Below are 25,178 nucleotides of genomic sequence, written 5' to 3' on the forward strand. Positions count from 1 at the left end.
CACCCCCCCCCCCCCCCCGGCCCCCCCCCGCCGCCCCACAACGCCCCGACTCGGCGCATCTTGACCGGCTCGCTCGCTTCGCTTCGCGAGACACCGGTCAAGATGCGCCGACTCGGCAGGGTTACACGCCGCCCTGCCACTGCTGTTCTCGACAAGCTCTCGACTACCCCCTCACCGGTCCACGACACAGACCCCCAACGCGGCCAGCGAAGCCGGCTCCCGCAGGGCGTCATCTCGACAAGCTCGATACATCGCCTTGACGCCGGACCAGCTTGAGAAGACCTCGTGATCGGGTCGGCGGTCCACGGTCCCCAAGAACCAGTCCCTAAACCATGTCTACGACAGAAGGTCGCCACGCTCGACCGGACCAGACGCGGAAGCGACTGTGTTGGTCTCGACACGCTCGCTGGCGCTCGCGGCTCGACCAGCGAGCGAAGAAGGACTCGTCAGCGGGATGGATGTGCTGGCTCGACCAGCGAGCGAGGGAGGACTTGTCAGCGGGATGGATGTGCCGGCTCGACCAGCGAGCGATGGATGCGCCGACTCGACGAGCTGGTCAGGCCGTGAAGGGCGTGGTGCCGAAGCGGCCGACGACGATGACCACGGCCAGGGCCAGATAGGCGACGTTGACCAGGACGAGCTTCGCCTGGCCGAGACGACCGTGGGTGATCATCGCGCCGATCATCAGCGCGATCCAGCAGGCGGCGGTGACGGGCACCATGACGGGCGCGATGTCGAGCACGGCGGGAAGGACGAGTCCGGTCGCGGCCAGGATCTCGAGGATCCCGAGGGTCCGGACGAAGGCCGGGGTGGCGCCGCGGGTCCAGGCGGCGCCGTCGTGCTGGGCCAGCTTGTCCAGCGGCATGAAGGTCTTGGTGAGGCCTCCTGCCAGGGCGACGAGGGCCAGCAGTCCGGCGATGATCCAAAGGACGACGTTCATCGTTCTCTCCTGTTCTGTGGGGTTCACAGCTGGAGACGAGACGACGCGACGCTCTGTGACATGACCCGATCGGCGTCAGCCGGCCTCGGGAGTGTGGGTGTCGTCGGCGCTGGGCGGGTAGGGGACCAGGGTGCCGGTGGAACGGCCGAGCTCGTCGAGCTTCCAGCCGAGTCGCTTGATCTGACGCAGGACGATCGCGGACTCGGCCACCCTGAGCGGCGCGAGATCGCGCTGGAGGTGCTCGTGGAGGAGCATGGCGCTCTCGGGCGAGCGGGTCCAGGTGCTGATCAGCAGGTTGGTCGGCCCGGGCAGACCCACGACCTGGCGTACGCCGGGGGTGGCCCGCAGACGGTTCACGCACGCGGTCACGTCGTCGACCGGGACCTGGCACCAGGTCTGCACCACGATCGGCAGCGGCGTCAGGCCCTGGGCGACCTCGCAGCGGAAGGTGAGGGCGTCGGAGGCGAGCAGCTGACCGAGCTGGCGACGGGTCGTCGACAGCGGCCGGCCGGTCCGGCGCGCGATGTCGGCCGCGCTGCTGCGGCCGTTCCGGATCAGCGCCTGGGTGAGGGCGGCGTACGGCTCGGCCCAGGGGTTCACCGGGACGGACCTGCCCTCGCCGGAGGTGATGTGGTCCGGGATCCGGGCGACCGCCCGGGCCCGCTCCGGGTCGAGCCCGCCGACCCGCCAGCTGCTCGCGTCGAGGTGGAGCCGGGCGACGTGGTGGGCGCGTACGCCGAGGACGCCCGGCAGGGCGGAGAGGTCGTCGAGAAGCAGCTTGGGCATGTCCCCGGGGCCGAGGCCGACGGCGGTCACGATCAGCCCGTAGTCGCGGGCCGCCTCCTCGATGGTGATGATCATCGGCCACGCGGCCAGCTCCTGGGCGAGGGTGCCGGCGCGCCCGCTGACGCAGGAGATCTCCGCGACCGCGAGGTTGGTCCCGTACTCGCCGCGGACGCGCGGATGGCCCATGACCCAGGCGCTGCCGTCGGCGCGCAACCGCTCCCAGCGACGGCTCAGCGTTGCCGGCGAGGTGCCGAGGGCGGCGGCGAGATCCGTCCAGGAGGCGCGCGGCCTGATCTGCAGCGCGTGGATGAGCGAAAAGTCGTCCTCATCCAGTGTCGCCATGGTCACATCCTGTCCGATCGCCCTTTCCGACGGGCGATTCGGTCCAATTCACCGGTCGCCGAGGTACGCGTCGCCATACTCGTGCCGCTCACCCGAGCGCCGCACCCGAGAGGACTCCCAAAGATGACCCGACGCTGGACGAAGCGACTGCTCCTGGCCGTACTCACCGTTCTCCTCATCGGTGGCGCCGGCTTCTTCGCGCTGGCGCCGGGGATCGTGGAGAACGCCCAGAACAAGCTCCGTCCGGCCAGCCTGCCGGAGGTGACGCCCCAGACGCGACGGCTGCACGACTCGCTGCAGGTCATCGACATGCACAGCGACACCCTGATGTGGGACCGCGACGTGCTGGAGCACTCGGACCGGGGCCATCTGGATCTGCCGCGGCTGGAGGACGGCAACGTCGCGCTGCAGGTCTTCTCCTCGGTGTCGAAGTCGCCCAAGGGGCAGAACTACGACAGCAACACCGGGGACAGCGACAACATCACCCTGCTGACCTTCGCCCAGCTCCAGCCGCCCCGCACCTGGAGCTCGCTGCTCGACCGCTCGCTCTACCACGCCCAGAAGCTCGACAAGGCGGCCGCGGACTCCGACGGCAAGCTGCGCCTGATCCGTACCCGCGGGGACCTCGACGCGCTCATCGCCGACCGCGAGGCCGGCAAGCAGGTCACCGGTGCGCTCTTCTCGGTCGAGGGCCTGCAGAACCTCGAGGGCGACTTCGACAACCTGGACACGCTCTACGACGCCGGCATGCGGATGGCCGGGTTCACCCACTTCTTCGACAACGAGGTGGCGGGCTCCATGCACGGGGTCGAGAAGGGCGGTCTGACCGACCTGGGACGCCAGGTGTTCGCCGAGATGGAGCGCCGCGGCATCATCGTCGACATCGCGCACGCCAGCCACGCCGCGGTCGCCGAGATGCTCGCGATGGCCACCAAGCCGGTGGTGCTCAGCCATGGCGGCGTACAGGCGACCTGCGACGTCAACCGCAACCTGACCGACGAGGAGGTACGCGGGGTCGCCGCGACCGGCGGTGTCGTCGGGGTCGGCTACTGGGACGCCGCGGTGTGCGACCTGACCGTCGAGGCCGTCGTCGACGCCATCGACCACGTCATCGAGGTCGGCGGCGTCGAGACCGCGGCCCTCGGCAGCGACTACGACGGCTCCACCACCGTCGGCTGGGACACCGGCGATCTCGCCGCGATCACCCAGGAGCTCGTCGACCGGGGCTATGACGAGACCGAGGTGGCGGCCATCATGGGCGGCAACACGCTGCGCGTGCTCCGCGCCACCCTGCCCGAGTAGGGGTCAGCGCTGCTTCTGCGAGATGGCGTCCGCCAGCGTCCTCGCACCGGCAGCGATGTCGTCGCCCAGGCGTACGGCGGGTTCGGGAGCGTGGCTCTGCTGTGCTCCGCCGACGGCCACGACGAGATCGGGTCGGTGGTCGTGCAGCGCGGTGATCACCGCGGCGGAGGCGGTGATGTCGGCGGGGGTGGGGATCGCGAGCACGGCTGCGGCGAGGCCTGGATCGTCGATGACGCCGAGCCAGTCGTCGATCGGTAGGTCGGCACCGAGGTAGTCGGTGTCCAGGCCGTGTCGCCGGGCGGCGACGGCGAAGGCGAAGAGGCCGATCTCGTGCCGGGTGTCGGGTGCGGTCCCGAGGGCGATGCGGGGCCCGCGGCCGTGGGCGGCCGCCGCCTCGTAGGCGAGGGCGAGGCGCCGCATCACGGCGTTCGAGGCCAGATGCTCCCCGGCGACGCTGACCCGGCCGTCGGCCCACGCGTCCCCGAGCTTCTCCATGGCGGGGAGGACGTGGTCGGTCATCACCGTCTCGAAGCTGCCGAGGGCGAACACCTGGTCCAGGCTCGCGGCCAGCCTGGTGGTGTCGAGTGCCGCGGCGGCGGTCGTCAGCTGCTCGGCGAGGCCGGGGGAGGGGCCGGCTCCGTTGCCGCGCCCCTCCGCGGTGACGCCGAGGTCAGGCTGAGCTCGATCGATCCGGATCGCCTCGGCCGCCGCCAGGGCGGCCGACCAGCCCTCGTCTACGAGCTGCTTCATCGACCGCAGCACGGCGACGTCGTGGTCGCCGTAGAGGCGGTAGCCGCTCTCGGACCGGTGGGGAGCGATGACGCCGTATCGGCGTTCCCAGGCACGAAGCGTCGCGGTGGTGATGCCGACCCGCTGTGCCGCGTGCTTGATGGTGTACATCTGCTCTGCTACCGGCCCAGTCGGTCCAGGGTCGCGCGCATCTGCTCGGATGCGGAGTCGCCCAAGCGGGTGAACGCGGGGGTCAGCAGTGGGGCCACCATCCTGGCCATGCCTTTCAGCTCGAACTCGGCCACGTAACGCACGGATGTGCCGCCCGTGGCAGTCGGTACGAAGGTCATCGTGTCATGGGCCACGACCGTCTTGTTCTCGCCACGGAGCACGAGACGGGTGCCGGGCTCGAAGACCTCCACCACGTAGGTGAGATCGGTGTTGCGTCCGAGGAACCGGGAGGTGTTCGCGTACGCCGTTCCCACCCCGCCGTCGCCGGAGATGCGGTCGGTGCGCACCGTGCCCGGATCCCACTCCTCGGTGGTCGTGAAGTCGGACAGGAAGTCGAATACCTCGGAGGTCGGTGCGGAGGTCTCCACGGTTCGATCGATCTTCATCATCGGGCCCCTTTCAAACCTTTGACATACCTTGTACAAACATTGTACGTTCGATTTCAGAAACTAGCCAGCGGCGATGCCGTTGCCTGAAGAGGGAGTTCCCCATGAGCCCAGCGGCCGACACCCCACGGCAGACGGTCGCCGTGATCGGCGGCGGAGTCTCGGGGCTGACCGCGGCGTACCTCCTCGCCCGCAGCCACGACGTCACGCTCTTCGAGGCCGAGCAGAGGCTCGGCGGCCATGCGCACACCCACGAGGTCGCGAGCGCGGCCGGAGCCGTCCTCCGGGTGGACAGCGGCTTCATCGTGATGAACGAGCGCACCTATCCGAACCTGCTCCGGCTCTTCGCAGAGCTCGGCGTCGAGACCCGGCCGACCGAGATGAGCATGAGCATCGTCTGCGACGACTGCGGCCTCTCCTACGCCGGCGGCAAGGGTCTGGGCGGCATCCTGGCCGACCCTGGTCGTCTCGGTGACCCGCGCTTCCTGCGCATGCTGGCGCAGGTGCCGCGGTTCCACCGCCGCGCCCGCCGACTGCTCGAGACCGACAGCGACCTGACGTGGGGCCAGTTCCTCGAGGAGGGCGGTTTCAGCGACTACTTCGTCCAGCACTTCGCCGTGCCGCTGGTCTCCTGCGTCTGGTCGTGCGGCGACGAGGACGCTGCCGCCTACCCGGCGCGGCACCTGTTCGCCTTCCTCGACCACCACGGGATGCTCCAGGTGACCGGGTCGCCCACGTGGCGCACGGTCGTGGGTGGATCCCGCGCCTACGTGGACAGGATCGCCGAGCGGGTGGGCGAGCTCCGTGTCGGTGAACCGGTGACCGCCGTGGAGCGGCACGCCGACGGGGTCGAGGTGCGCACCGGGACCGGGTCCAGGCGCTTCGACCGCGTGGTGGTGGCGACCCACGCCGACCAGGCCCTGAAGCTCCTGGTCGACGCGTCCCCGGAGGAGAAGGCCGACCTGGCGGCGATCGGGTATTCGCGGAACGAGACCTGGTTGCACCGCGACGACGCCCTGCTGCCGGCCTCGCCCCGTGCCCGGGCGTCGTGGAACTACCGCCTCGCCTCGTGCGGCGGCGGCGCCGACAAGGTGGTCGTCAGCTACTGGATGAACCGGCTCCAGGGTCTCGAGGACCGCGACGAGCACGTGGTGACCCTCAACGCCACCGAGCATGTCGATCCCGCCAAGGTCACCGCACGGATGAGCTACGAGCACCCGGTCTTCACGACCGAGGCGGTCGCGGCGGCCGCGCGGCTGCGTACGGCCGGCGGGCCTCGCCTCGCCTTCGCCGGCGCTCACCTCGGCTGGGGCTTCCACGAGGACGGATGTCGCTCCGGGGTGGAGGCGGCCGAGTCGTTCGGGGTGTCCTGGTGAGCTCCTCACCGGTCCCACCCGAGCTGCCCGCGCTGGTCGTGGGGCACGTCAGCCACGCCCGGCAGGTGCCGCTGCGGAACTCGTTCCGCCACCGCAGCTACCAGTGGCTCGTCGACCTCGACGACCTGCCTCGCCTCCCGTTCTGGCTGCGGCCCCTCGCCGGGTTCCGGGCCGAGGACCATCTCGACGGCGGCTCCTCGGGACGCGGCATCCGTGGTGATCTCGGTGCGTTCCTCGCCGGCCGCGGCGTCCACCTCGCGCCGGCCGACCGGGTGCTGATGCTGGCCAACGCACGCGTCCTGGGTCATGTCTTCGACCCCCTCACGGTCTTCTGGGTGCTGTCGGAGGACGGTGCGCAACGTGCGGTCGTCTTCGAGGTGCACAACACCTACGGCGGACGCCACGCCTACCTGCTCGACGTCGACCGACGCGGACGAGCCCACACCGGCAAGGCCTTCTACGTCTCACCGTTCAACGACACGTCCGGCACCTACGAGATCCAGCTGCAGCTCGATCCGGGCCAGGTCTGCGTGACCGTCGGCCTGGACCGCGACGGCGCCCGTGTGCTGACGGCGACCACCCGCGGGACACCCGAGCCCGCGACGCGTCGCGCGCTGCTGCGGGTGAGCCTCTCCCATCTGCTGATGCCCCATCGGGTCAGCGCCCTCATCCGGTTCCACGGGATCCGGCTGTGGCTGCGCAGGTTGCCCGTCTTTCCCCGTCCTGCCCCCCAGAAGGAGGCCACATCATGAGTGCAGAGCCGGTGACCCTCGAGAGCGCGGAGCATGCGGCGCTCGAGCTGCCGATGCGCGATACGCCGGTAGCCACCGGGCGTCTGCGAGCAGGCATCGCCAAGCAGGTGCTGCGTCTGGCGACCCGGCGGGTCCCGGTCGACGTGGTGCTTCCCGACGGCAGCCTGCTCGATCAGCGAGGCGGATCGCCTGCCGAAGGATCGCCTGCCACCGGAAGGCCGGCCATCGTGCTGCGGCGCCCGCAGTCCTTCTACGGCCGGCTCGCGGCGAACCCGAAGATCGGCCTCGGCGAGGCCTACACAGCCGGGGACTGGCACACCGCGGAGGGCACCGATCTCGCGGACGCGCTGACTCCCTACGCCGAGCGTCTCGGCGGGCTGCTGCCGGGCTGGATGCTGCGGCTGCGCCGCCTCGTCGACCTGCCGATCCCCGCGGACCAGCGCGGTGCCGTGGAGCACACCCAGGAGAACATCTCCGCCCACTACGACCTGGGGAACGACATGTTCGCCGCGTTCCTCGACCCCAGCCTCAGCTACAGCTCGGCCCTCTTCGACCACACCCGACCGGTCGCGGAGCAAGACCTGCACGAGGCCCAGCTGCGCAAGGTCAACGCGGCCCTCGACCTGGCCGGCGTCGGTGCCGGTGACGAGGTGCTGGAGATCGGCACGGGGTGGGGGACCCTCGCGATCGAGGCGGCTCGGCGCGGCGCCCGGGTCACCACCGTCACGTTGTCGGTCGAGCAGGCGGCGCTGGCCAGGGAGCGGGTCGAGGCCGTCGGTTACAGCGACCGGGTTGAGGTGCTCGTGCTGGACTATCGGCACGTCGTGGGCACCTTCGACGCCGTGGTCAGCATCGAGATGATCGAGGCGGTCGGCGAGCGCTACTGGCCCGACTACTTCGCCGCCCTGTCCCGACTGGTCCGTCCCGGCGGCGCCATCGCCCTGCAGGCGATCCTGATGCCGCACCAGCGCTACCTGGCGACCCGCAACTCCTACGGCTGGATCCAGAAGCACATCTTCCCGGGCGGGCTGATCCCGTCCGCGACGGTGATCTCCCAGCAGGCCGCCCAGGTCGGGCTGAGCGTGACCCGCACCGACAGGTTCGGGGCCGACTACGCCGAGACGCTGCGCCGCTGGCGCTCCGCCTTCCTGGCCGCGTGGCCGACGATCCGGTCGGACTCCTTCGGCGAGGAGTTCCGCCGGACCTGGGAGTTTTACCTGGCCTACTGCGAGGCGGGCTTCCGGGCAGGAGCCATCGACGTCGCGCAGATCCGCCTGGAGGCCGACGGACGGGATCGCTCGTGACGACGTCGGTGATGTGGTTCAGGCGGGACCTGCGTCTGGGCGACCATCCCGCCCTGCAGGCTGCCGCCGCCGACGGGCGCGTGGTGCCGCTGTTCGTGCTCGACCCGCGGCTGGCCGCCGGGTCCGGTCGGAGGTGGGGCCGGCTGCTGGCCTCGCTCGCCGCGCTACGCGAGGAGATGAGCGGTGCCCTGGTGATCCGCCAGGGCGACCCGGTCGAGGTCGTGGCCCAGGTCGCCGCCGAGGCCGGGGCGAGCCAGGTGCACGTCTCGACCGAGACGACCCCCTACGGCCGCCGGCGCGACGCCGAGGTGGAGCAGCGGCTGGCGGCCGACGGTGTCGGGCTGGTCGGCACCGGCAGCTCCTACGCCGTGACCCCTGGGAGGGTCCGGAACGCCACAGGGTCGCCCTACCGTGTCTTCACGCCCTTCCTGCGGGCATGGCGCGAGCACGGGTGGCGGGCACCCGCCGGTGACCCCGGAGTCGAGTGGACGACGAAGCTCGAGTCGGATCCGCTGCCCGACCATCCCGATCAGGAGGCCGGTGAGCGTGCGGCGCTCCACCGCTGGGAGGACTTCTGCGCCGAGGACCTGGCCGGCTATGCCTCGGCCCGCGACCGGCCCGACCTCGATCGGACCAGCCGGATCTCGACGGCCCTGAAGTACGGCGAGATCCACCCGCGTACGCTCCTCGCCGATCTGGGCACGCACCAGACCGGCGCCTCCGGCGAGGACGTCGAGCGCTACGTCGCGGAGCTGGCCTGGCGCGAGTTCTACGCGGACGTGCTCTGGCACGAGCCCCGGTCGGCCTGGCAGGACCTGCGGGGAGCGCTGCACGGCATGCAGTACGACGAGGATCCCGAGCTCGTGGAGGCGTGGAAGTCGGGCAGGACCGGCTTTCCGTTCGTCGATGCCGGCATGCGCCAGCTGCTCGCGGAGGGCTGGATGCACAACCGGGTGCGGATGGTCGTGGCGAGCTTCCTGGTCAAGGATCTGCACATCTGGTGGCCGGTCGGCGCCCGGCACTTCCTCGACCATCTCCTCGACGGCGACCTGGCCTCCAACAGCCACGGCTGGCAGTGGGCTGCCGGGACCGGAACCGACGCCGCGCCGTACTTCCGGGTCTTCAACCCGATCACCCAGGGGCTTCGGTTCGACCCGCAGGGCGACTACGTCCGGCGCTGGGTGCCTGAGCTTCGTCATCTCGCGGGGGCGGCCGCCCACGAGCCGTGGCGCCACCCCGACGGGCTGGCCGACGGCTACCCTGAACGCGTCGTCGACCATGCCGAGGAGCGTCGCGAGGCGCTGGCCCGGCTCGCAGAGCTGAAGGACTCGACCCGATGATTCCATCGCGTGCGGCGACCCACGAGTTCCGGCACACGGTGCCGGATGCGGCCGACGTCGTCTTCGGCTGGCACGGCCGAGCCGGCGCGTTCCAGCGGCTGGTGCCCCCGTGGCAGCCTGTCCGGATCGCCGAGGAGGCCCAGGACCTCGCCACAGGCACGGCGGTGCTCGACCTCCCCGCCGGCCGGCACTGGGTGGCCCGGCACCTGCCCGAGGAGTACGCCGCCGGGCACAGCTTCGCCGACCGCCTGGTCTCGCGCCCGTTCCTGGTGCCGGTCTCGTGGCACCATCGACACGACTTCGAGAGCGCCGGTGACGGCACCACCGTGGTCGACAGGGTCACCACGACGCTGCCGAGGCGGCTGCTCGCGTCGATGTTCGCCTACCGGCAGCGTCAGCTCGCCGACGACCTGGCGGCTCACCGCTCCGCGGCCGACTCACCTCGCCTCACCGTGGCGGTCACCGGCGCCTCCGGCCTGGTGGGGAGCGCGCTCTCGGCCTTCCTCACCACCGGCGGGCACACCGTGGTCCGCCTGGTGCGCCACCGTCCGACCGCACCCGACGAGCGCGCCTGGGACCCGGACGACCCCGACCCGGCCTCGCTGGCCGGGGTCGACGCCGTCGTCCACCTGGCCGGGCACAGCATCGCGGGCCGGTTCACGGACAGACACAAGGAGCTGATCCGCGGCTCACGCATCGGGCCCACCCGACTGCTGGCCCGGGCCAGCGCGTCGGCCGGGGTCGGTGTCTTCGTCTGCGCGTCGGCGATCGGGATCTACGGAGCCGACCGCGGCGAGGAGATCCTCACCGAGGACTCCACGCCCGGGGACGACTTCCTCGCCCACGTGGTCCGCGACTGGGAGGAGGCGGCCCTGGCCTCGGTCGACGCGGAGATGCGGGTCGTCCTGGTGCGCACCGGAATCGTGCAGAGCCCGCGTGGCGGAGCACTACGTCTGCAGCGGCCCCTGTTCGCCACCGGTCTCGGCGGCCCGATGGGGTCGGGGGAGCAGTGGCAGTCATGGATCGCGATCGACGATCTCGTCGACATCTACCACCGGGCTCTGGTGGATCCCGGCCTCCACGGTCCGGTGAACGCCGTCGCGCCCGCCCCGGTGCGACAGCGTGCCTATGCCGCTGCCCTCGGGCGAGCGCTGCACCGCCCGGCGATCCTGCCGACTCCGTCGTTCGGTCCCCGGCTGCTCCTGGGCCGGGAGGGTGCGCAGGAGGTGGCCTTCGCCAACCAGCGGGTGGTCCCGCAACGACTCCTCGGTCTCGACCACCGCTTCCGGTTCGTCGAGGCCGAGCAGGCGCTGCGACATGTCCTCGGGAGCGTGCGCGCATGAACCGGACCACCGCACCAGACCAGGGCCTCGACCGGGTGCTCGACCGCACGGTCGTGCTGGGCTACTCCCGTCTCGGCTACGCGATCCGCCGCCGCCGCTGGGCCGAGGGTGACCCGCGTCCGGGAGCGCTGGCAGGGCGAACCGCGGTGGTCACCGGTGGCGGGAGCGGTCTCGGTGAGGCCACCGTGCTGGGCCTGGCCCGGCTCGGCGCGCGCGTCCATGTGCTGGTGCGCTCGCCCGAACGGGCCGCACCCGCGGTGGCCCGGATCGAGCGGCTGCTCCGCGTCGAGGGCCGCACCGCCGAGCTTCACACCGAGCGGTGCGACGTCTCCGACCCGGCCATGATCGACGCGTTCGCCGAGGACTTCTGCGCGCGTGAGGGCGGGCATGCCGCTCTCGACGTGCTCGTGCACAACGCGGGGGTCATGCCGCCCGAGCGGGCCGAGTCGGTGGAGGGCCACGAGCTGTCGGTCGCCACCCATGTGCTCGGGCCGATCCGGCTGACCGAGCGACTGCTGCCGGCCCTGCGCCGCTCGGAGCGCGGCGCCCGGCAGGTCTTCGTCGCCTCCGGCGGGATGTACACCCAGCCGCTTCCCGTGGACGACCCCGAGTTCGAGCACGGCACCTACCAGGGCGCCGTGGCGTACGCGAGGTCCAAGCGCATGCAGGTGGAGCTGGCCCCGATCCTCGACCGGCGGTGGTCACCGGACCGGATCTCCACCTTCGTCATGCACCCCGGCTGGGCGGACACACCCGGTCTCGCCCGATCGCTCCCCGCCTTCCGTACGTTGAGCCGACCGTTGCTGCGGCCGGCCGAGGCCGGCGCGGACACGGCCGTCTGGCTCGCCGCTACCGAGCCGGTCCCGCCGTCCGGCACCTTCTGGCACGACCGGCGCCAGCGCCCCACGAGCTATCGGTCATCGACCCGCCCCGGTCACGGAGAGACCGAGGCGCTGTGGAGCTGGGCGGCGGCCGCCGCCGGCCTGGACGGGCCCTAGCTCCGATGTCACCCGATGCCCTTGGTCAGCGACCCGCAGTGAGCACGCGGGCCGCCTCCCGGCCGGCGGTGGCGTTGAGCACCCCGGCACGGGAGCCCGCGAGCTTGGCGGCGATGTGCTCGTCGACGGCGACGTCCCGGTAGAGGCGGGGATGCTCGTCGTCGACGAACCCCGGCAGCGGGCCGATCATCGCCTCGGCGTCCCCGTCGAAGAAGTACGCAGCCGACCGGCGCCGCTGGATGGTGCCGTCGACGATCGGCGGCTTGACCCGGTGCAGGGTCGAGAGCCACTGCTCGTTGGTCAGCCGGGTGGTGAGGTCGCCGAGGTTGATCAGGAGCGCCCCCTCGGCCGGGCTGACGTCGTGCCACTCGCCGCCGTGCAGGACCTGGAGGCCCTTGACCCGGTCGGCCCACAGGATCGTGACGATGCCGTAGTCGGTGTGCTCGCCCATGCCGATCATGTCCTCGTCGACCTCGACCCGGGTGCCTTCCGGCAGCGCGTAGTTGTTCATCCGCAGGACCTCGATCGGGTGGGCCGCGAGACTCGCGATCGTGCCGCGCTCCAGGTCGAGCGCGTCCTCGAAGATCGTGACCATGGTGCGCGCGACCCGGGCGGCCTCGGCGCGCCAGGCGTCGATGCGCTCCTGGAAGCCCGGGACCGCCGGCCAGGTGTTCTCGGCGTAGTGCGCCTCGACGAGGTCGGCACCGGGATGGTCGGAGACCGACGAGCCGACGTTGAAGGCCTCGAAGAAGTCCTTCATCCGGGTCTCGGACTGCACGCCGGCGCTGAGCGCGAGCGTCTCGGACTTGGGAGGGGTGTAACCACGGTTCTCGGCGGCCGGGCGGCGCCACCGGGCCTTCTCCGCCGGCGGCAGCGCGAAGAGGTCGTCCATCGCCGCGGCGAGCCCGTCGGCCAGAGCCGGCGCGACGCCGTGGCCGAGGATCTGGATGAAGCCCACCTCACGGCAGGCGGTGTCGATGGCGGCCGCGACGGCCGCCTTCTCCTGGGGCGTCCCGGCCCGGACGTACGCGGCGATGTCGACGGCGGGGACGTGGAAGGTGGTGTTCGGACGGGTCACTCGCTGATGCTCGCTCACGGGTGTTCTCCTAGGTCGGAGCAGACGGATGGTCGTGCCCGGAGGTGTCCGCTTTCCCGGCCAGGAGGCCTTGCTTTCCGTTGAACTCGGGCTCCACCACAGTAGGACGCCGAGGTTTCGGCGCTATTTCGGGTCGAGATGCTCGCCGAAGAAGGCGAGGATGCGCCGCCAGGCGTCCTCCGCCTCCGGCTCGGAGTAGTTGAAGCCGACCACGCGTTCCAGGACGGGGGCCGGGGCGGGGAAGCCCCAGTCGTTCATGAAGCTGTGACCGACGCCCGGGTACTCCTTGACGTCGCGGGGCACGTCGCCCTCGGCGAGCGCCGCCTCGACCTTCGCCGCGGTGCCGCGCAGGAGAACGTCCTTGGCGCCGTAGCTCGCGACCATCGGACACGAGGAGCTCAGCGCGGACAGACCGCCGGGAAGCACCCCGTAGTTGGGAGCGGCGGCGTCGAAGATGCCGCGCGGGGCCAGCAGGAGGGTGAAGCCGCCGCCCATGCAGAAGCCGACGATGCCGACCTTGCCGGTGCAGCGTGGATCCCCGGCGAGGTGGTCACGAGCGGCGATCAGGTCGTCGACCGCGGTGCCCTTGCCGGTCACCAGCGACCTCATCGTGCTGACGACGCACCCGACCTTCGGGCCCCGCTCGTAGAGCGCCGGGGTCAGCGTCAGGTAGCCGTTGGCCGCGAACCGGTCGCCGATCCGCTTGATGTCCGTGGTCATGCCGAGGATGTCCTGCACGACCACCACGCCGGGCCAGGGCCCGGCACCGGCGGGAACCGAGAGGTAGCCACGCGCCGGACCCGCGGGAGCGGCATAGTCGATCATCGACATCTCATCACCTCGGTGCGACATCTTCGCAGGTCCGAGGAGTCTGCGGGCCGAACGACGCCGGACCCGATAGGATTTCGTGGTGATTCGCCAGCCTCGGGGCCCTGACGGAGAGACCGGGGTGCTCCCGGAGGGCATGTTCGGTCCCGGACTCCGCCGGCTGCGTGAGTCGCGTTCGCTGACCCAGGGCGCGCTGGCACGGGCCGCGGGGCTCAGCGTCGCCTCGATCCGCGACCTCGAGCAGGGGAGGACCAGGCGTCCGAGGGCGGCGTCGCTGCGCGCGCTCGCCGACGCCCTGGACCTGAGCGCCGAGGAGACGGCCCGGTTCACCGAGGCCTTCACCCCCACCCGCCAGGTCGACGGCACCGCGGTGAGCATCGCCGTCCTCGGCCCGACCGTCGTGGTCCGTGACGGGGTGCCGGCCGACGTACCCGATCAGGTCGGGCTGCTGCTGCGGCGGCTGGCGCTGGAGCCGGGGGAGAAGGTCGGGCGCGACGAGCTGCTCGACCTGCTGTGGCCCGAGCTCACCTCCGCGGCCTCGAGCCGTCGGCTGGCCCAGCTGCTCCGGCGCCTGCGTGCGCTCGTCGCGCCGATCGCGGTCGTCCAGGACGGCAGCGCGCTCCGCCTCGACGCCTCGGCCGACGAGCTCGACCTGGTCGCTTTCCGCGAGCTGACCAGGACCGACGAGATGGCGCCGCTGACCGAGGCCGTCAGCCTGTGGCGCGGGCGTCCCGACGGGTTCGACCAGGCGCCGTGGCTGTCGAGCACGATCGAGGACGAGTACGTCGCGGTCGTGCTCAGATGGGCGACGCTGGGCGTTGCCGAGGGCCGGGCCAGCGAGGCCCTCCCGGTCGTGGGCGAGCTCGCCCGGTTGCGGCCGCTGGACGAGCCGGTGTGGGCGGCGTACGTGAAGGTGCTCGCGGCGTCCGGTCGGCAGGCCGAGGCGCTCGCCGCCTACGACACGGTCCGTGCCGTCCTCGCCGAGGAGCTCGGGCTGGACCCGAGCCCGGTCCTCGAGGACGTACGCCAGGGGACTCTGGAAGGACGCTGGCACACCCGGCGACCGACGCTGGTCGAGGGCGCCCGCCGGCGCGACCTACCCCGGGAGGTGCCGGCGGCACCGGCACTGATCGGGCGTGACGCCGAGCTCGAGACGCTGGCGGCCGGGCTCGGCGAGGACGGCGGTGCCGCCGTGCTGGTCACCGGGCCGGCCGGATCCGGGAAGAGCGCGCTGGCCCTGACCGCCGCGGCCCGGCTGGCCGGCGACTTCCCCGACGGCCAGCTCTACGCCGACCTCCACGGTGTCTCGGGCGAGGCGGTGGAGCCCGGCTCGGTGCTGCGGCGCTTCCTGCGCTCGCTCGGCCTCTCCGGCCAGCAGATCCCGACCGACGACGCCGACGCCGCGGCCCTGCTCCGCAGCGAGCTCTCCGACCGCCGCATGCTGATCGTGCTGGACAGCGTCGACAGCGCCGGCCAGGTCGTCCCGCTGCTGCCCGGACTCGGTGCGAACCGGACGATCCTCACGAGCCGTCACCGGCTGCCGGCCCTCGCCGGCACGATCGACCTGGGCCGCCAGATCCATCTCGGCGAGCTCAGCACGGAGGCCTCCATCGACCTGATCGGCGCGATCGTCGGTCGGGAGCGCGTCGCCGCGGCACCGCGCGCGGGCGAGTCGCTGGCGCTGGCCTGCGGCCGTCTCCCGCTGGCGCTCAGGATCGCCGCGGCCCGGCTGCTGAGCCGCCCGGAATGGTCGATCGAGACGTACGCCGCCCGGCTGAGCGAGAGCTCCCACCGGCTCGCCGAGCTGGCCGTCGGCGAGGTGAGCGTGGCGGCCAGCCTCGAGATCTCCTACGCCGCGATGCCCGCCGAGGCGCAGCGTGCCTTCCGGCTGTGCTCGCTGATCTCCGCCTACGACTTCGACCCGGCTCCGGCGTCTGCCGTTCTCGACCGCGACCCCGACACCGCGCAGCGGCTGCTCGAGGACCTGGTCGACGCCAACATGCTGCAGACCGTCAGCTCGGACAACGCCGCCGTCGACGGAGCCGGCGACGGGGTCGGGCGCTACCACTACCACGATCTGCTCCGGCTCCACGCGGGCGATCTGGCCGCGGCCGACCCCGAGCAGCCGGAGGCACAGCGCCGGCTCGCCGACTGGCTGCTCGACACCACGGTCAGCGCCGCCGACACCGTCTATCCGGGCCGTCTGCGCGCTCTGGAGATCGAGCCGTCCGAGCGGAATGCCTCGGGCTTCGCTTCGGCCGACGAGGCCCGCACCTGGCTCGACCGTGAGGCGCAGCTGCTGATCGCGTTCGCCCAGCAGGCAGCGGCCGACCCGCACCGGCGTCACTACGCCTGGAAGCTCGTCGACCAGGCGCGGATCCACTACCGGACCCGCCTCGACGTGACCACCTACCTCGACCTGATGACGGTCGGGGCCGAGGCCGCCTCGCTGGAGGGCGAGGCGCGGGCCGAGGCCTTCCTGCGTACGCTGCGAGCCGACGTGCTCGGCGTCCTCGGGCGGATGGACGAGGCCTGGGCGGAGTCGGACCGGGCGTGGAGTCTCCTGGACGCGAGCGGGTGGACGCAGGGACTGGCGTTCGCGGCGATCGTCGACGGCCACCGCCACCGGGTCGCGGACTCCGGACGCGAGGCCGAGGTGGCCTACACGCACGCGTTGAAGATCCTCGGCGACGTCGAGGGCACCGAGGGGTTGCGGGCCTGGGCTCATCAGGCTCTCGGCATCGCCTGCACCGAGCAGGGTCGCTTCGAGGAGGGACGCAGCCACCATCTCCGGGCGGTCGAGCTGAGCGAGGCCCAGGGCAGCGCCACCCCGCTCGAGCTCGCCACCCTGGCCGCGGCCGAGCGCGCCCTCGGCATGCTCGACTCGGCCGGCGCTCGCCTGGAGTCGGCGCTGGCCCAGGCCACCCGCAACCGGAGCCCGTTCGCCGAGGCCAACGCGCTCGAGGAGCTCAGCCTGCTGGCCCTGGTCCGGGGCGACCACGGCTCGGCGCTCGAGCTCGCCGAGCGTGCCCACCTGACCGCGCGGGCCCACGGGGACGTACGTTTCGTCGCGTCGACGGCGTGCAGCTATGCCGCCGCCCTCGATGCGACCGGAAACCACCGCGACGCCGCCGAGACCTATGAGTACGCGGTCCGGCTCAGCCACACGCACGTCGCCTCGTTCACCGAGACCCGCGCCCGGATCGGGCTGGCCCAGGCCCTCCGTGCGGAGGGCGACACGACGGCCGCCCGGGTCCACGCCCGCCGGGGCCGGCAGCTGGCCGCCGAGCACGGCTTCGCGCCGTTGCGTCGCGAAGCCGACCGGGTGCTCGGACAGCTCTAGACGAACCTCAGCTCTGGTCCACCTTGGAGGGGTGCTGGGCCAGCGGGGTGACCTGGACGTCCATGTAGGGGAACAGCGGGAGCCCGGAGAGGATCTGGTGGAGCTCGTCGTGGGACTCGACGTCGAAGACCGAGAAGTTGGCGTACTCCCCGGCGATCCGCCACAGGTGCGGCCATTTCCCGGCGCGCTGGAGCTCCTGGGCGTAGGCCTTCTCGCGGGCGATCGTGTCGTCGCGGACGTCCGGATCCAGGTCGTGCGGGATCCGGACGTCCATGCGTACGTGGTAGAGCATCAGCCGCGAACCGGGTCGAGCACGAAGCCGTAGTCGACGCTGACCGAGCCGTCCCCGTCGGCGACGGGGGCGAGCACCAGCTCGGGCTTGACGGCCGAGGCGATGTCGTCGTCGTTGTGCTCGTCACCGGGGAAGTAGAGCTGGGCGGTGAGGAGCTCGTGACCGGGGGCCGACACCTTGACGTGCAGGTGTGCCGGACGCCAGGCGTGCCAGCCGGCGGCGGCGATGAGCTTGCCGCAGGAGCCGTCGGTCGGGATCTGGTAGGGCGCCGGCTGGATCGTGTGGATCTCGAAGGCGCCGTCGGCCCCGACGGTGAAGCTGCCGCGCAGGTTCCACTCCGGGATGCCCGGGGCGAACTGCGAGTAGAAGCCGTCGGCGTCGGCGTGCCACAGCTCGACCTTGGCGCCGTCGAGCGGGGTGCCGTCGGTGGAGGTGATCGTGCCGGTCCAGGTCAGCGGGGTGCCGGACTCGCCCTCGCGCATCGGGATGGTGCCGTTCGCGCCCTGCTCGGGGGCGTCGGGGACGTAGTAGGGCCCCTCGATGGTGCCCTTGTTGCCCTCGCGGTGCTCGGTGGCGACCTTCTCGACCTCGTGCTCGACCCAGACGTCGAGGAAGAGCGGCCACTCGCCGTCCTTGCCGACCTGGATCAGCCACGCCTTCAGTGCGTTGTACTCGTCGTAGCTGACCTTCTCCTCGCGGATCGTGTCGTAGACGGCGTTGAGCACACGCTTGGCGAGCCGGTCGACGCGCTCGGGCGGGGTGTCCTTGACGGCGTCGAAGGGCGACTTGTCGGCGGCGAACCGCTCGGTGGCGGAGGCGCCGGAGGCGGCCGCGGTGGCGGCCTCGGCGGACTCGAGGGTCTGGTCGGTGGTCATGAGTGTGTCCTCTCGTGTTGCGGTGTGGGGTCTGGTGTTCAGTTGTCGGTGCGGTAGTGATCGAGCTTGTCGGCATCGATCTCGACCCCGAGGCCGGCACCAGGACGTACGGCGAGCTCGCCGTCGCGGATCTCGAGCGGCTCGGTGAGCAGGTCATCGGCCATGTCGAGGAAGTTGGAGAGCTCACCGGCTCGGCGGGAGGTGAGCCGGTGCGCGGCACCGAAGGCGATCGAGCAGGCGCTGCCGAGCTGGCCGTCGATCTGGTTGCCCATCACGACCTCCAGCCCGAGGCCCTCGGCCAGGTGGAGCACCTGCTGCGACCCGGTGAAGCCGGTGCGCGCGGTCTTGATGCTGATCGCGGTGGCGGAGCCGCCGAGCACCTCGCGGGTCACGTCGGCCGCGGTCGGGACCGACTCGTCGGCGATGAACGGCACGTCGACCTGGCTGACCAGCCAGCGGCGCCCGAGCACGTCGTCGGCAGGGTTGAGCTCCTCGGCGAAGAGCAGGTCCAGGTCGGCCATCTGCTTCATCGCCCGGGCGGACTCGGCCGCGGTCCAGCCACGGTTGCCGTCGACGTACAGCTCGATCTCGGTGCCGAACCGCTCGCGCAGCGCACGGACGACGGCGGTGTCGAGCTCGATGGGGGAGCGGCCGACCTTCACCTTGAACGTCGAGATCCCGTACGTCTCCCGCATCCGCTCCGCCTCGGCGACCATCGCCTCCGGGGAGTCGAAGCCGAGCATGTGGGAGACCCGCATCCGGTCGGTGTAGGCCCCGAGCAGGTCGACGACCCGCAGGTCCAGGGTCTTGCCGAGGGCGTCCCACATGGCCATGTCGACGGCGGCCTTCGCGGTCGGGTTGCCGACGGTGCGGTCCATCAGCGCACGGGCGGTCTCCCGCTCGAGCAGCGTGAGGCCGGCGAGCTGAGGGGCGAAGAGCTGGTCGACGACGGCGATGATCCCCGCCTGGGTCTCGCCGTAGGTGAACGGACGCGGCGGTGCCTCGGCGACACCCACGACACCGTCGTCGGTGTGCACCCGCACGAGCACGTGCTGGGCCGTGTGGACCTCGCCGGAGGCGAAGTGCAGCGGCTTGCGGTAGGGGATGGCGAACGGGATCGCCTCGATCTTGGTGATCTTCATGATCGGGGAGCTTCCAGACGGGGTGCGGTGAACAGGTCTGCTGCCTCGAGGATCTCGATGACGGCGTCGACGACGGGGTTGTCGTCGTCGGTGCGGTAGGCGAGGGCGAGCTCGACGCTGCCGGCGTCGAGGAGGTCGCGGAAGACCACGCCCTCCAGCGGGAGGGCCCGCACGGAGGCCGGGACGACCGCGACGCCGAGGCCCGCGGCGACCAGCGCCAGCAGGACCGCGGTGCTGGGCGCCTCGTGCTCCCGGCGCGGCACGAAGCCGGCCTCGCGGCAGCTGCGCAGGACCGCCTCGTTGACCGCGGAGTCGCGGGCGCTGTAGGCGATGAACGGCTCGGTGCGGACGTCGGCCAGGGCCACGACGGGCTCGACGGCGAGCCGGTGGTCGACGGGGATGGCGAGGGCGAGGGGCTCGACCTCGAGGGTGCGCAGGGTCAGCCCCTCGCCGGTGGCCGGCGGCCGCAGTACGCCGAGGTCGAGCGCCCCGCTCTGCAGCCGCTCGCACTGGGCCGGAGTGAGCAGGTCGGCGTGGATCTCGAGCGCCACCTCGGGCAGCTCGCGCTTGACCACCCGGGCGATGCCCGGCAGGTGCGAGAACGAGGCGGTGCCGGTGAGTCCCAGGCGGACCAGGCCGTGGCGGCCGGCGCCGATGCGGCGTACGCCTCGGACGCTGTCGTCGACGGCGGCCAGGACCCGGGCGGCCTCGGTGCGCAGGAACTCGCCGGCCGGGGTGAGGGAGACCTGCCGGGTGGTCCGGGTGAACAGGGTGACGTCGAGCTCGGACTCGAGCTGGCGGATCGCCTGGGAGAGCGCCGGCTGGGCGATGTGCAGCTGCGCCGCGGCCTGCCCGAAGTGGCAGGTCTCGGCGACCGCGGCGAAGTACCGCAGGTGGCGTAGCTCCATGAATCGCTCCTCAAGACGTGGTGACCGTCGCCACACTAGGCCTGGGATAGATAAACAACAAGGACGAAACTGACGCTCATTGATTGATTCGAATGATCAATGGATGCCTAGGTCGGAACTGGGCATTCGCCTGGTGTGACGGCCGCCACTCCTTGCGAAGGTGTGGTGACCGTCACCCGTTGGAGGCATCACCATGACCGCACCGCTCACCGAGAGCCTGGGCCACATCGAGAACGTCCTGTCGGACGCCGTGGTCGAGGACCGCGAGGCCGGGATCTACCGCGCCAACCGCCGGATCTTCACCGACGAGGAGGTCTTCGAGCTGGAGATGAAGCACATCTTCGAGGGCAACTGGATCTACCTCGCCCACGAGAGCCAGGTGCCGAACCCCGGCGACTACTTCACCACCTACATCGGTCGTCAGCCGGTCATGATCACCCGTGACAAGGACGGCGAGCTGCACTGCATGATCAACGCCTGCGCCCACCGTGGCGCGATGCTGTGCCGGCGCAAGACCGACAACCGGATGACCCTGACCTGCCCGTTCCACGGCTGGACGTTCCGCAACGACGGCACCCTGCTCAAGGTCAAGGACCCCGACGGCGCGGGCTACCCGGAGAGCTTCAACACCGAGGGCTCCCACAACCTCACCCACGTGGCCCGCTTCGACAGCTACCGCGGCTTCCTGTTCGGCTCGCTCAACGAGGACGTGCTCCCCCTGGAGGAGCACCTCGGCGACACCGTGAAGGTGATCGACATGCTCGTCGACCAGTCGCCCGACGGGCTCGAGGTGCTGCGTGGCTCCTCCACCTACACCTACGACGGCAACTGGAAGGTCCAGGCGGAGAACGGCGCCGACGGCTACCACGTCACCGCCACCCACTGGAACTACGCGGCCACCACCTCGCGTCGCAACACCGGGGAGTCGAAGAACACGACCAAGACCGTCGACGCCGGCAGCTGGGGCAAGGCGGGTGGCGGCTACTGGTCCTACCCGAACGGGCACCTGTGCCTGTGGACCTGGGCGGCCAACCCCGCCGACCGGCCGCTGTGGGACCAGATGGACACGCTCAAGGAGAAGTTCGGCGACGCCAAGGGCGAGTTCATGGTCAAGGGCTCGCGCAATCTGCTGCTCTACCCGAACGTGTATCTGATGGACCAGTTCTCGACCCAGATCCGGCACTTCCGGCCGATCTCGGTCGACCAGACCGAGGTCACCATCTACTGCATCGCCCCCAAGGGCGAGAGCCCCGAGTCGCGGGCCTGGCGGATCCGGCAGTACGAGGACTTCTTCAACGCCTCCGGCATGGCCACGCCCGACGACCTGGAGGAGTTCCGCTCCTGCTTCCTGACCTACCAGGCCTCGGCCGCGCCGTGGAACGACATGAGCCGCGGCGCCGAGCACTGGCACACCGGCCCCGACGAGGTCGCCGAGGCGCTGGAGATGCCGGGCGTGATCTCCGCCGGTGCGAAGAACGAGGACGAGGGCCTCTACCCGGTCATGCACGCCCAGTGGGCCGAGCAGATCCGCGCGGCCATCGCGAACGAGAAGGGCAACTGACCATGACGCCCACGCAGAACGCCGCGACCGGGTCGAAGCTCATCACCCACACCATGATCGAGCAGTTCCTCTACCGCGAGGCGCGGTTCCTCGACGACCGCGAGTTCGAGAAGTGGCTCGGGTGCTACGCCGACGACGTCGTCTACTGGATGCCCTGCTGGGACGACGCCGACCTCCTCACCGAGGACCCGCAGACCGAGATGTCGCTCATCTACTACCCCAACAAGGGTGGTCTGGAGGACCGCGTCTTCCGGATCCGTACGGAGCGGTCCTCGGCCACTTCGCTGCCGGAGCCGCGTACGTCCCACAACATCAGCAACGTCGAGGTCATCGAGCGCCGCGGCGACCTGGTCGACGTGCGCTTCAACTGGCACACCATGTACTTCCGCTACAAGACCGTCGACCCCTACTACGGCACGTCGTTCTACACGGTCGACTTCTCCGGCGAGCAGCCGCTGATCCGCCGCAAGACCGTGGTGCTGAAGAACGACTACATCCACCACGTCGTCGACATCTACCACGTCTGAGGCGCGCGATGACTGCAACAGAGACCGAGCCGACCACTGGGGTCGCGACCCACCAGGTCGCGCTCTCCTTCGAGGACGGGGTGACCCGGTTCATCACCGTCCGTGAGGACCAGACCGTCGCCGACGCGTCCTACCGGCAGCGGATCAACATCCCGCTGGACTGCCGCGACGGCGCCTGCGGGACCTGCAAGGCGCTGTGCGAGTCGGGGGAGTACGACGGCGGCACCTACATCGAGGACGCGCTGTCGGCGGCGGAGGCCGCCGAGGGGTACGCCCTGCCGTGCTCGATGAAGCCGCGCTCGGACCTCGCGCTGCAGATCGCCACCACCTCCGAGGTCGCCAAGACCGGCGCCGCCAGCTACACCGGCACCGTCGTCGGCCTGGACCGGCTGAGCCCGACCACGGTCGAGCTCTCCATCGACATCCCCAACCGCGGCGAGCTGGCCTTCCTGCCGGGGCAGTACGTCAACATCGCCGTGCCGGGCACCGAGGTGACCCGGTCGTACTCCTTCGCGAACGCCCCGCACGAGGAGCGGCTCGTCTTCCTGGTCAAGCTCACCTCGGGCGGCGCCATGTCGACCTGGCTGACCGAGCGTGCCGCCGTCGGTGACGAGGTCACCTTCACCGGTCCGAACGGCTCCTTCTTCCTGCGCGAGGCGCGTCGGCCGGTGCTGATGCTGGCCGGCGGCACCGGGCTCGCGCCCGTGCTCTCGATGCTGCGCCAGCTCGAGGTCGACGGCTGCGACCGCGGCGGCCGGCTGGTCTACGGCGTCAGCACCGACGACGACCTGGTCAAGCTCGACGAGGTCGGCGAGTTGGTCTCGCGGCTGCCCGGGTTCACCTGGGACCACTGCGTCTCCGACCCCGCCTCGACCGCGGCCAACAAGGGCTACGTGATGAGCCTGATCGGCGCCGACGACCTGCACGACGGGGATGTCGCGATCTACCTGTGCGGCCCGCCGCCGATGGTCGAGGCGGTGCGTACCCACGTCGCCGGTGCCGGCCTCGAGCCCACCGGGTTCTACTACGAGAAGTTCGCCCTCGCCGTCCCCGCCGCTGCCGAGGCGTCGGCCCCGTCGGCCGAGACGTCGCCCGCGTCGGCCGAGGCGTCACCCGTACCTGTCGAGCTGGAGGCCCACCCGGAGGCCCGGGCCCTCGCCGGCCAGGAGATGCTGCCGGCGCTCGACCTCGGGCCCGCCGACTCGGCCGCCGTGGCTCGCGACGACGGTGATGTCGTACGCCGCATCGCCGGCCAGTTGGTCGCGCCGGTCGCGTTCGACGGAATCAGCGCTGTGGTGGCCGAGGACGACGACCTCGCGGTGACCGGTGACGCCCGGAGGATCGGTGGCCAGGAGGTGTTCCCGGCCAGGGATGACCTCTCGGCCGACGCGACTGACGCTTCGGCCGACGTAGCTGACGCCTCGCTCGACGCGGCCGACGCCTCGACGACCGAGGACGGCTACACGATCGGTGAGGAGCACCCGGACATCTCGGCCTCGGACGCGATCTTCGAGGCCCGGGCGGCGCTGGAGGTGGGGGCGCTCGATCTGACCATCGGGCGGCTCGACTCCCGGCAGCTGGCCGGCTACCGGCTGCTCGCCGAGTCGACCGTTCCCTACGTGGAGGGCGACCGATTCCTTGACGCCCACGGCTACACCGAGTCGAACGCGGCCTTCCACGACTACCTGTTCACCCTCACCGGCAACGGCCACCTGCTGGCCGCCTACCAGGCGCTCGGCGTCAGGGGCCGGATGGAGGACGTGCTGCGCAACGCGACCTGGTGCCACCCGCGGTGCACCCAGGACCACCTCGACATCGTCGAGGCCTTCGAGCGCGGTGACCGGATCGCCGCCCGCGACCTGATCAAGGCCCACAGCGAGCGGTCCAAGGAGACGATGCGGCGCGCGATGGCCGAGTCGGCCGCCGCGACCAGGCCGCGGTTCATCACCCCGGGAAGGTTCGCCGGACAGGTCGTGGTCGTCACCGGCGCGGCCCAGGGCATCGGCGCCCAGGTGGCCCGCCGGGTGGCCGCCGAGGGCGGGAAGGTCGTCCTCGCCGACCGCTCCCCGCTGGTCGCCGAGGTCACCGGCGAGCTCACCGGCCAGGGCGCGAGCGCCAGTGCTGTCGAGTGCGACCTCGAGCACTACGAGGGCGCGGCCGCGCTGGTGGAACGGGCGCTGGGGACGTACGGCCGGATCGACGTGCTGATCAACAACGTCGGCGGAGCGATCAACTTCAAGCCGTTCACCGAGTTCACCGCCGAGCAGATCGACGCCGAGATCACCCGCTCGCTGATGACCACGCTCTACGCCTGCCGAGCCGCCCTGCCGGGCATGGTCGCGCGGGGCCGTGGCGTGATCGTCAACGTCTCCTCGGCCGCGACCCGGGGCATCCACCGCATCCCGTACTCCGCGGCGAAGGGTGGGATCAACGCGATCACCGCCTCCCTCGCGCTGGAGTACGCCGGGTCGGGGATCCGGGTCACCGCGACGGCCCCGGGAGGTACGGAGGCTCCGCCGCGCCGGATCTCCCGGGGCACACCAACCCCTGCGACCGATGCCGAGAAGGCGTGGTTCCAGGCCCATATCGACCAGACCCTCGAGACCTCTCTGATGCACCGCTACGGCACGCTCGACGAGCAGGCCGCCGCGATCTGCTTCCTCGCCTCCGAGGAAGCCTCCTACATCACCGGCACGGTCCTGCCCGTCGCCGGCGGTGACCTCGGCTGAGCCACCAGGTCCTCTCTCGGGGCCGTCCCTCCCTTCGCGAGCACGCTC

Annotated in this window: 21 protein-coding genes; 11 read left to right on the forward strand and 10 right to left on the reverse strand. The window is 71.3% G+C overall.

What is annotated here, in order from left to right; translation table 11 throughout:
- Positions 1–556: 556 nt before the first annotated feature.
- Positions 557–940 (reverse strand): DoxX family protein, encoded by a 384-nt coding sequence (locus ACZ6WN_RS20845; RefSeq protein WP_465867251.1) that lies wholly within the window; start codon positions 938–940, stop codon positions 557–559.
- 75 nt (positions 941–1,015) lie between these two features.
- The gene (locus ACZ6WN_RS20850) at positions 1,016–2,068 is read right to left on the reverse strand and encodes an Lrp/AsnC family transcriptional regulator (RefSeq protein WP_465867253.1); all 1,053 of its coding nucleotides are present in this window, start codon (positions 2,066–2,068) and stop codon (positions 1,016–1,018) included.
- Between the two features lie 123 nt (positions 2,069–2,191).
- Between ACZ6WN_RS20850 and ACZ6WN_RS20855 the strand changes: the two genes are divergently transcribed.
- Positions 2,192–3,370, forward strand: coding sequence for a dipeptidase (locus ACZ6WN_RS20855; RefSeq protein WP_465867255.1), 1,179 nt, complete (start codon positions 2,192–2,194; stop codon positions 3,368–3,370).
- Between the two features lie 3 nt (positions 3,371–3,373).
- Here the strand turns inward: ACZ6WN_RS20855 and ACZ6WN_RS20860 are convergent, their stop codons facing one another.
- Complete coding sequence (locus ACZ6WN_RS20860) at positions 3,374–4,270, reverse strand: MerR family transcriptional regulator (RefSeq protein ID WP_465867257.1); 897 nt, start codon at positions 4,268–4,270, stop codon at positions 3,374–3,376.
- Between the two features lie 8 nt (positions 4,271–4,278).
- Positions 4,279–4,716: an SRPBCC family protein gene (locus ACZ6WN_RS20865; RefSeq protein WP_465867258.1), complete on the reverse strand. Its 438-nt coding sequence runs from the start codon at positions 4,714–4,716 to the stop codon at positions 4,279–4,281.
- 104 nt (positions 4,717–4,820) lie between these two features.
- Between ACZ6WN_RS20865 and ACZ6WN_RS20870 the strand changes: the two genes are divergently transcribed.
- The 6 genes from ACZ6WN_RS20870 to ACZ6WN_RS20895 are packed head-to-tail and all read left to right on the forward strand — an operon-like array spanning position 4,821 to position 11,829.
- Entirely contained in the window at positions 4,821–6,092 is a 1,272-nt protein-coding gene (locus ACZ6WN_RS20870) for an NAD(P)/FAD-dependent oxidoreductase (RefSeq protein WP_465867260.1), read from the forward strand.
- On the forward strand, positions 6,089–6,844 hold the full coding sequence (locus tag ACZ6WN_RS20875; RefSeq protein ID WP_465867261.1) for a DUF1365 domain-containing protein: 756 nt from the start codon (positions 6,089–6,091) through the stop codon (positions 6,842–6,844). Before ACZ6WN_RS20870 ends, ACZ6WN_RS20875 begins: the two co-directional genes overlap by 4 nt.
- On the forward strand, positions 6,841–8,148 hold the full coding sequence (locus tag ACZ6WN_RS20880; RefSeq protein ID WP_465867262.1) for a class I SAM-dependent methyltransferase: 1,308 nt from the start codon (positions 6,841–6,843) through the stop codon (positions 8,146–8,148). Before ACZ6WN_RS20875 ends, ACZ6WN_RS20880 begins: the two co-directional genes overlap by 4 nt.
- Positions 8,145–9,488 carry a cryptochrome/photolyase family protein gene (locus ACZ6WN_RS20885; protein ID WP_465867264.1) on the forward strand — a complete coding sequence of 448 codons (1,344 nt, stop codon included), beginning with the start codon at positions 8,145–8,147 and terminating at the stop codon, positions 9,486–9,488. Before ACZ6WN_RS20880 ends, ACZ6WN_RS20885 begins: the two co-directional genes overlap by 4 nt.
- Complete coding sequence (locus ACZ6WN_RS20890) at positions 9,485–10,831, forward strand: TIGR01777 family oxidoreductase (protein ID WP_465867265.1); 1,347 nt, start codon at positions 9,485–9,487, stop codon at positions 10,829–10,831. Before ACZ6WN_RS20885 ends, ACZ6WN_RS20890 begins: the two co-directional genes overlap by 4 nt.
- Complete coding sequence (locus tag ACZ6WN_RS20895; RefSeq protein WP_465867267.1) at positions 10,828–11,829, forward strand: SDR family NAD(P)-dependent oxidoreductase; 1,002 nt, start codon at positions 10,828–10,830, stop codon at positions 11,827–11,829. Before ACZ6WN_RS20890 ends, ACZ6WN_RS20895 begins: the two co-directional genes overlap by 4 nt.
- A gap of 25 nt (positions 11,830–11,854) precedes the next feature.
- Here the strand turns inward: ACZ6WN_RS20895 and ACZ6WN_RS20900 are convergent, their stop codons facing one another.
- Both ACZ6WN_RS20900 and ACZ6WN_RS20905 read right to left on the reverse strand, forming a co-directional pair.
- The gene (locus ACZ6WN_RS20900) at positions 11,855–12,925 is read right to left on the reverse strand and encodes an isopenicillin N synthase family dioxygenase (RefSeq protein WP_465867269.1); all 1,071 of its coding nucleotides are present in this window, start codon (positions 12,923–12,925) and stop codon (positions 11,855–11,857) included.
- Between the two features lie 123 nt (positions 12,926–13,048).
- Positions 13,049–13,756, reverse strand: a complete 708-nt coding sequence (locus ACZ6WN_RS20905; protein WP_465867271.1) for a dienelactone hydrolase family protein — start codon at positions 13,754–13,756, stop codon at positions 13,049–13,051.
- Positions 13,757–13,835: 79 nt separating this feature from the next.
- Between ACZ6WN_RS20905 and ACZ6WN_RS20910 the strand changes: the two genes are divergently transcribed.
- Entirely contained in the window at positions 13,836–17,096 is a 3,261-nt protein-coding gene (locus ACZ6WN_RS20910) for a BTAD domain-containing putative transcriptional regulator (RefSeq protein WP_465867272.1), read from the forward strand.
- A gap of 7 nt (positions 17,097–17,103) precedes the next feature.
- Here ACZ6WN_RS20910 and catC read toward each other — a convergent pair whose 3' ends face one another.
- The 4 genes from catC to ACZ6WN_RS20930 are packed head-to-tail and all read right to left on the reverse strand — an operon-like array spanning position 17,104 to position 20,313.
- Positions 17,104–17,388, reverse strand: a complete 285-nt coding sequence (gene catC, locus ACZ6WN_RS20915; protein WP_465867273.1) for a muconolactone Delta-isomerase — start codon at positions 17,386–17,388, stop codon at positions 17,104–17,106.
- Positions 17,388–18,263, reverse strand: a complete 876-nt coding sequence (catA, locus tag ACZ6WN_RS20920) for a catechol 1,2-dioxygenase (protein WP_465867274.1) — start codon at positions 18,261–18,263, stop codon at positions 17,388–17,390. Before catA ends, catC begins: the two co-directional genes overlap by 1 nt.
- Before the next feature lie 38 nt (positions 18,264–18,301).
- Positions 18,302–19,405 carry a mandelate racemase/muconate lactonizing enzyme family protein gene (locus ACZ6WN_RS20925; RefSeq protein ID WP_465867276.1) on the reverse strand — a complete coding sequence of 368 codons (1,104 nt, stop codon included), beginning with the start codon at positions 19,403–19,405 and terminating at the stop codon, positions 18,302–18,304.
- A complete protein-coding gene (locus ACZ6WN_RS20930) occupies positions 19,402–20,313 on the reverse strand; it encodes a LysR substrate-binding domain-containing protein (RefSeq protein WP_465867278.1) in 912 nt (303 codons plus the stop codon). Before ACZ6WN_RS20930 ends, ACZ6WN_RS20925 begins: the two co-directional genes overlap by 4 nt.
- A gap of 193 nt (positions 20,314–20,506) precedes the next feature.
- Here ACZ6WN_RS20930 and benA point away from each other — a divergent pair, with 193 nt between their 5' ends.
- Genes benA through benC form a run of 3 tightly spaced genes read left to right on the forward strand, consistent with a single transcriptional unit; the run spans position 20,507 to position 25,130 of the window.
- Positions 20,507–21,874: a benzoate 1,2-dioxygenase large subunit gene (gene benA / locus ACZ6WN_RS20935; protein ID WP_465867279.1), complete on the forward strand. Its 1,368-nt coding sequence runs from the start codon at positions 20,507–20,509 to the stop codon at positions 21,872–21,874.
- 2 nt (positions 21,875–21,876) lie between these two features.
- Positions 21,877–22,401 carry a benzoate 1,2-dioxygenase small subunit gene (gene benB, locus ACZ6WN_RS20940; RefSeq protein WP_465867280.1) on the forward strand — a complete coding sequence of 175 codons (525 nt, stop codon included), beginning with the start codon at positions 21,877–21,879 and terminating at the stop codon, positions 22,399–22,401.
- A gap of 8 nt (positions 22,402–22,409) precedes the next feature.
- Complete coding sequence (gene benC, locus ACZ6WN_RS20945; protein ID WP_465867281.1) at positions 22,410–25,130, forward strand: benzoate 1,2-dioxygenase electron transfer component BenC; 2,721 nt, start codon at positions 22,410–22,412, stop codon at positions 25,128–25,130.
- Positions 25,131–25,178 lie beyond the last annotated feature (48 nt).

It is taken from the genome of Nocardioides sp. NPDC054178 (genome assembly GCF_055585005.1).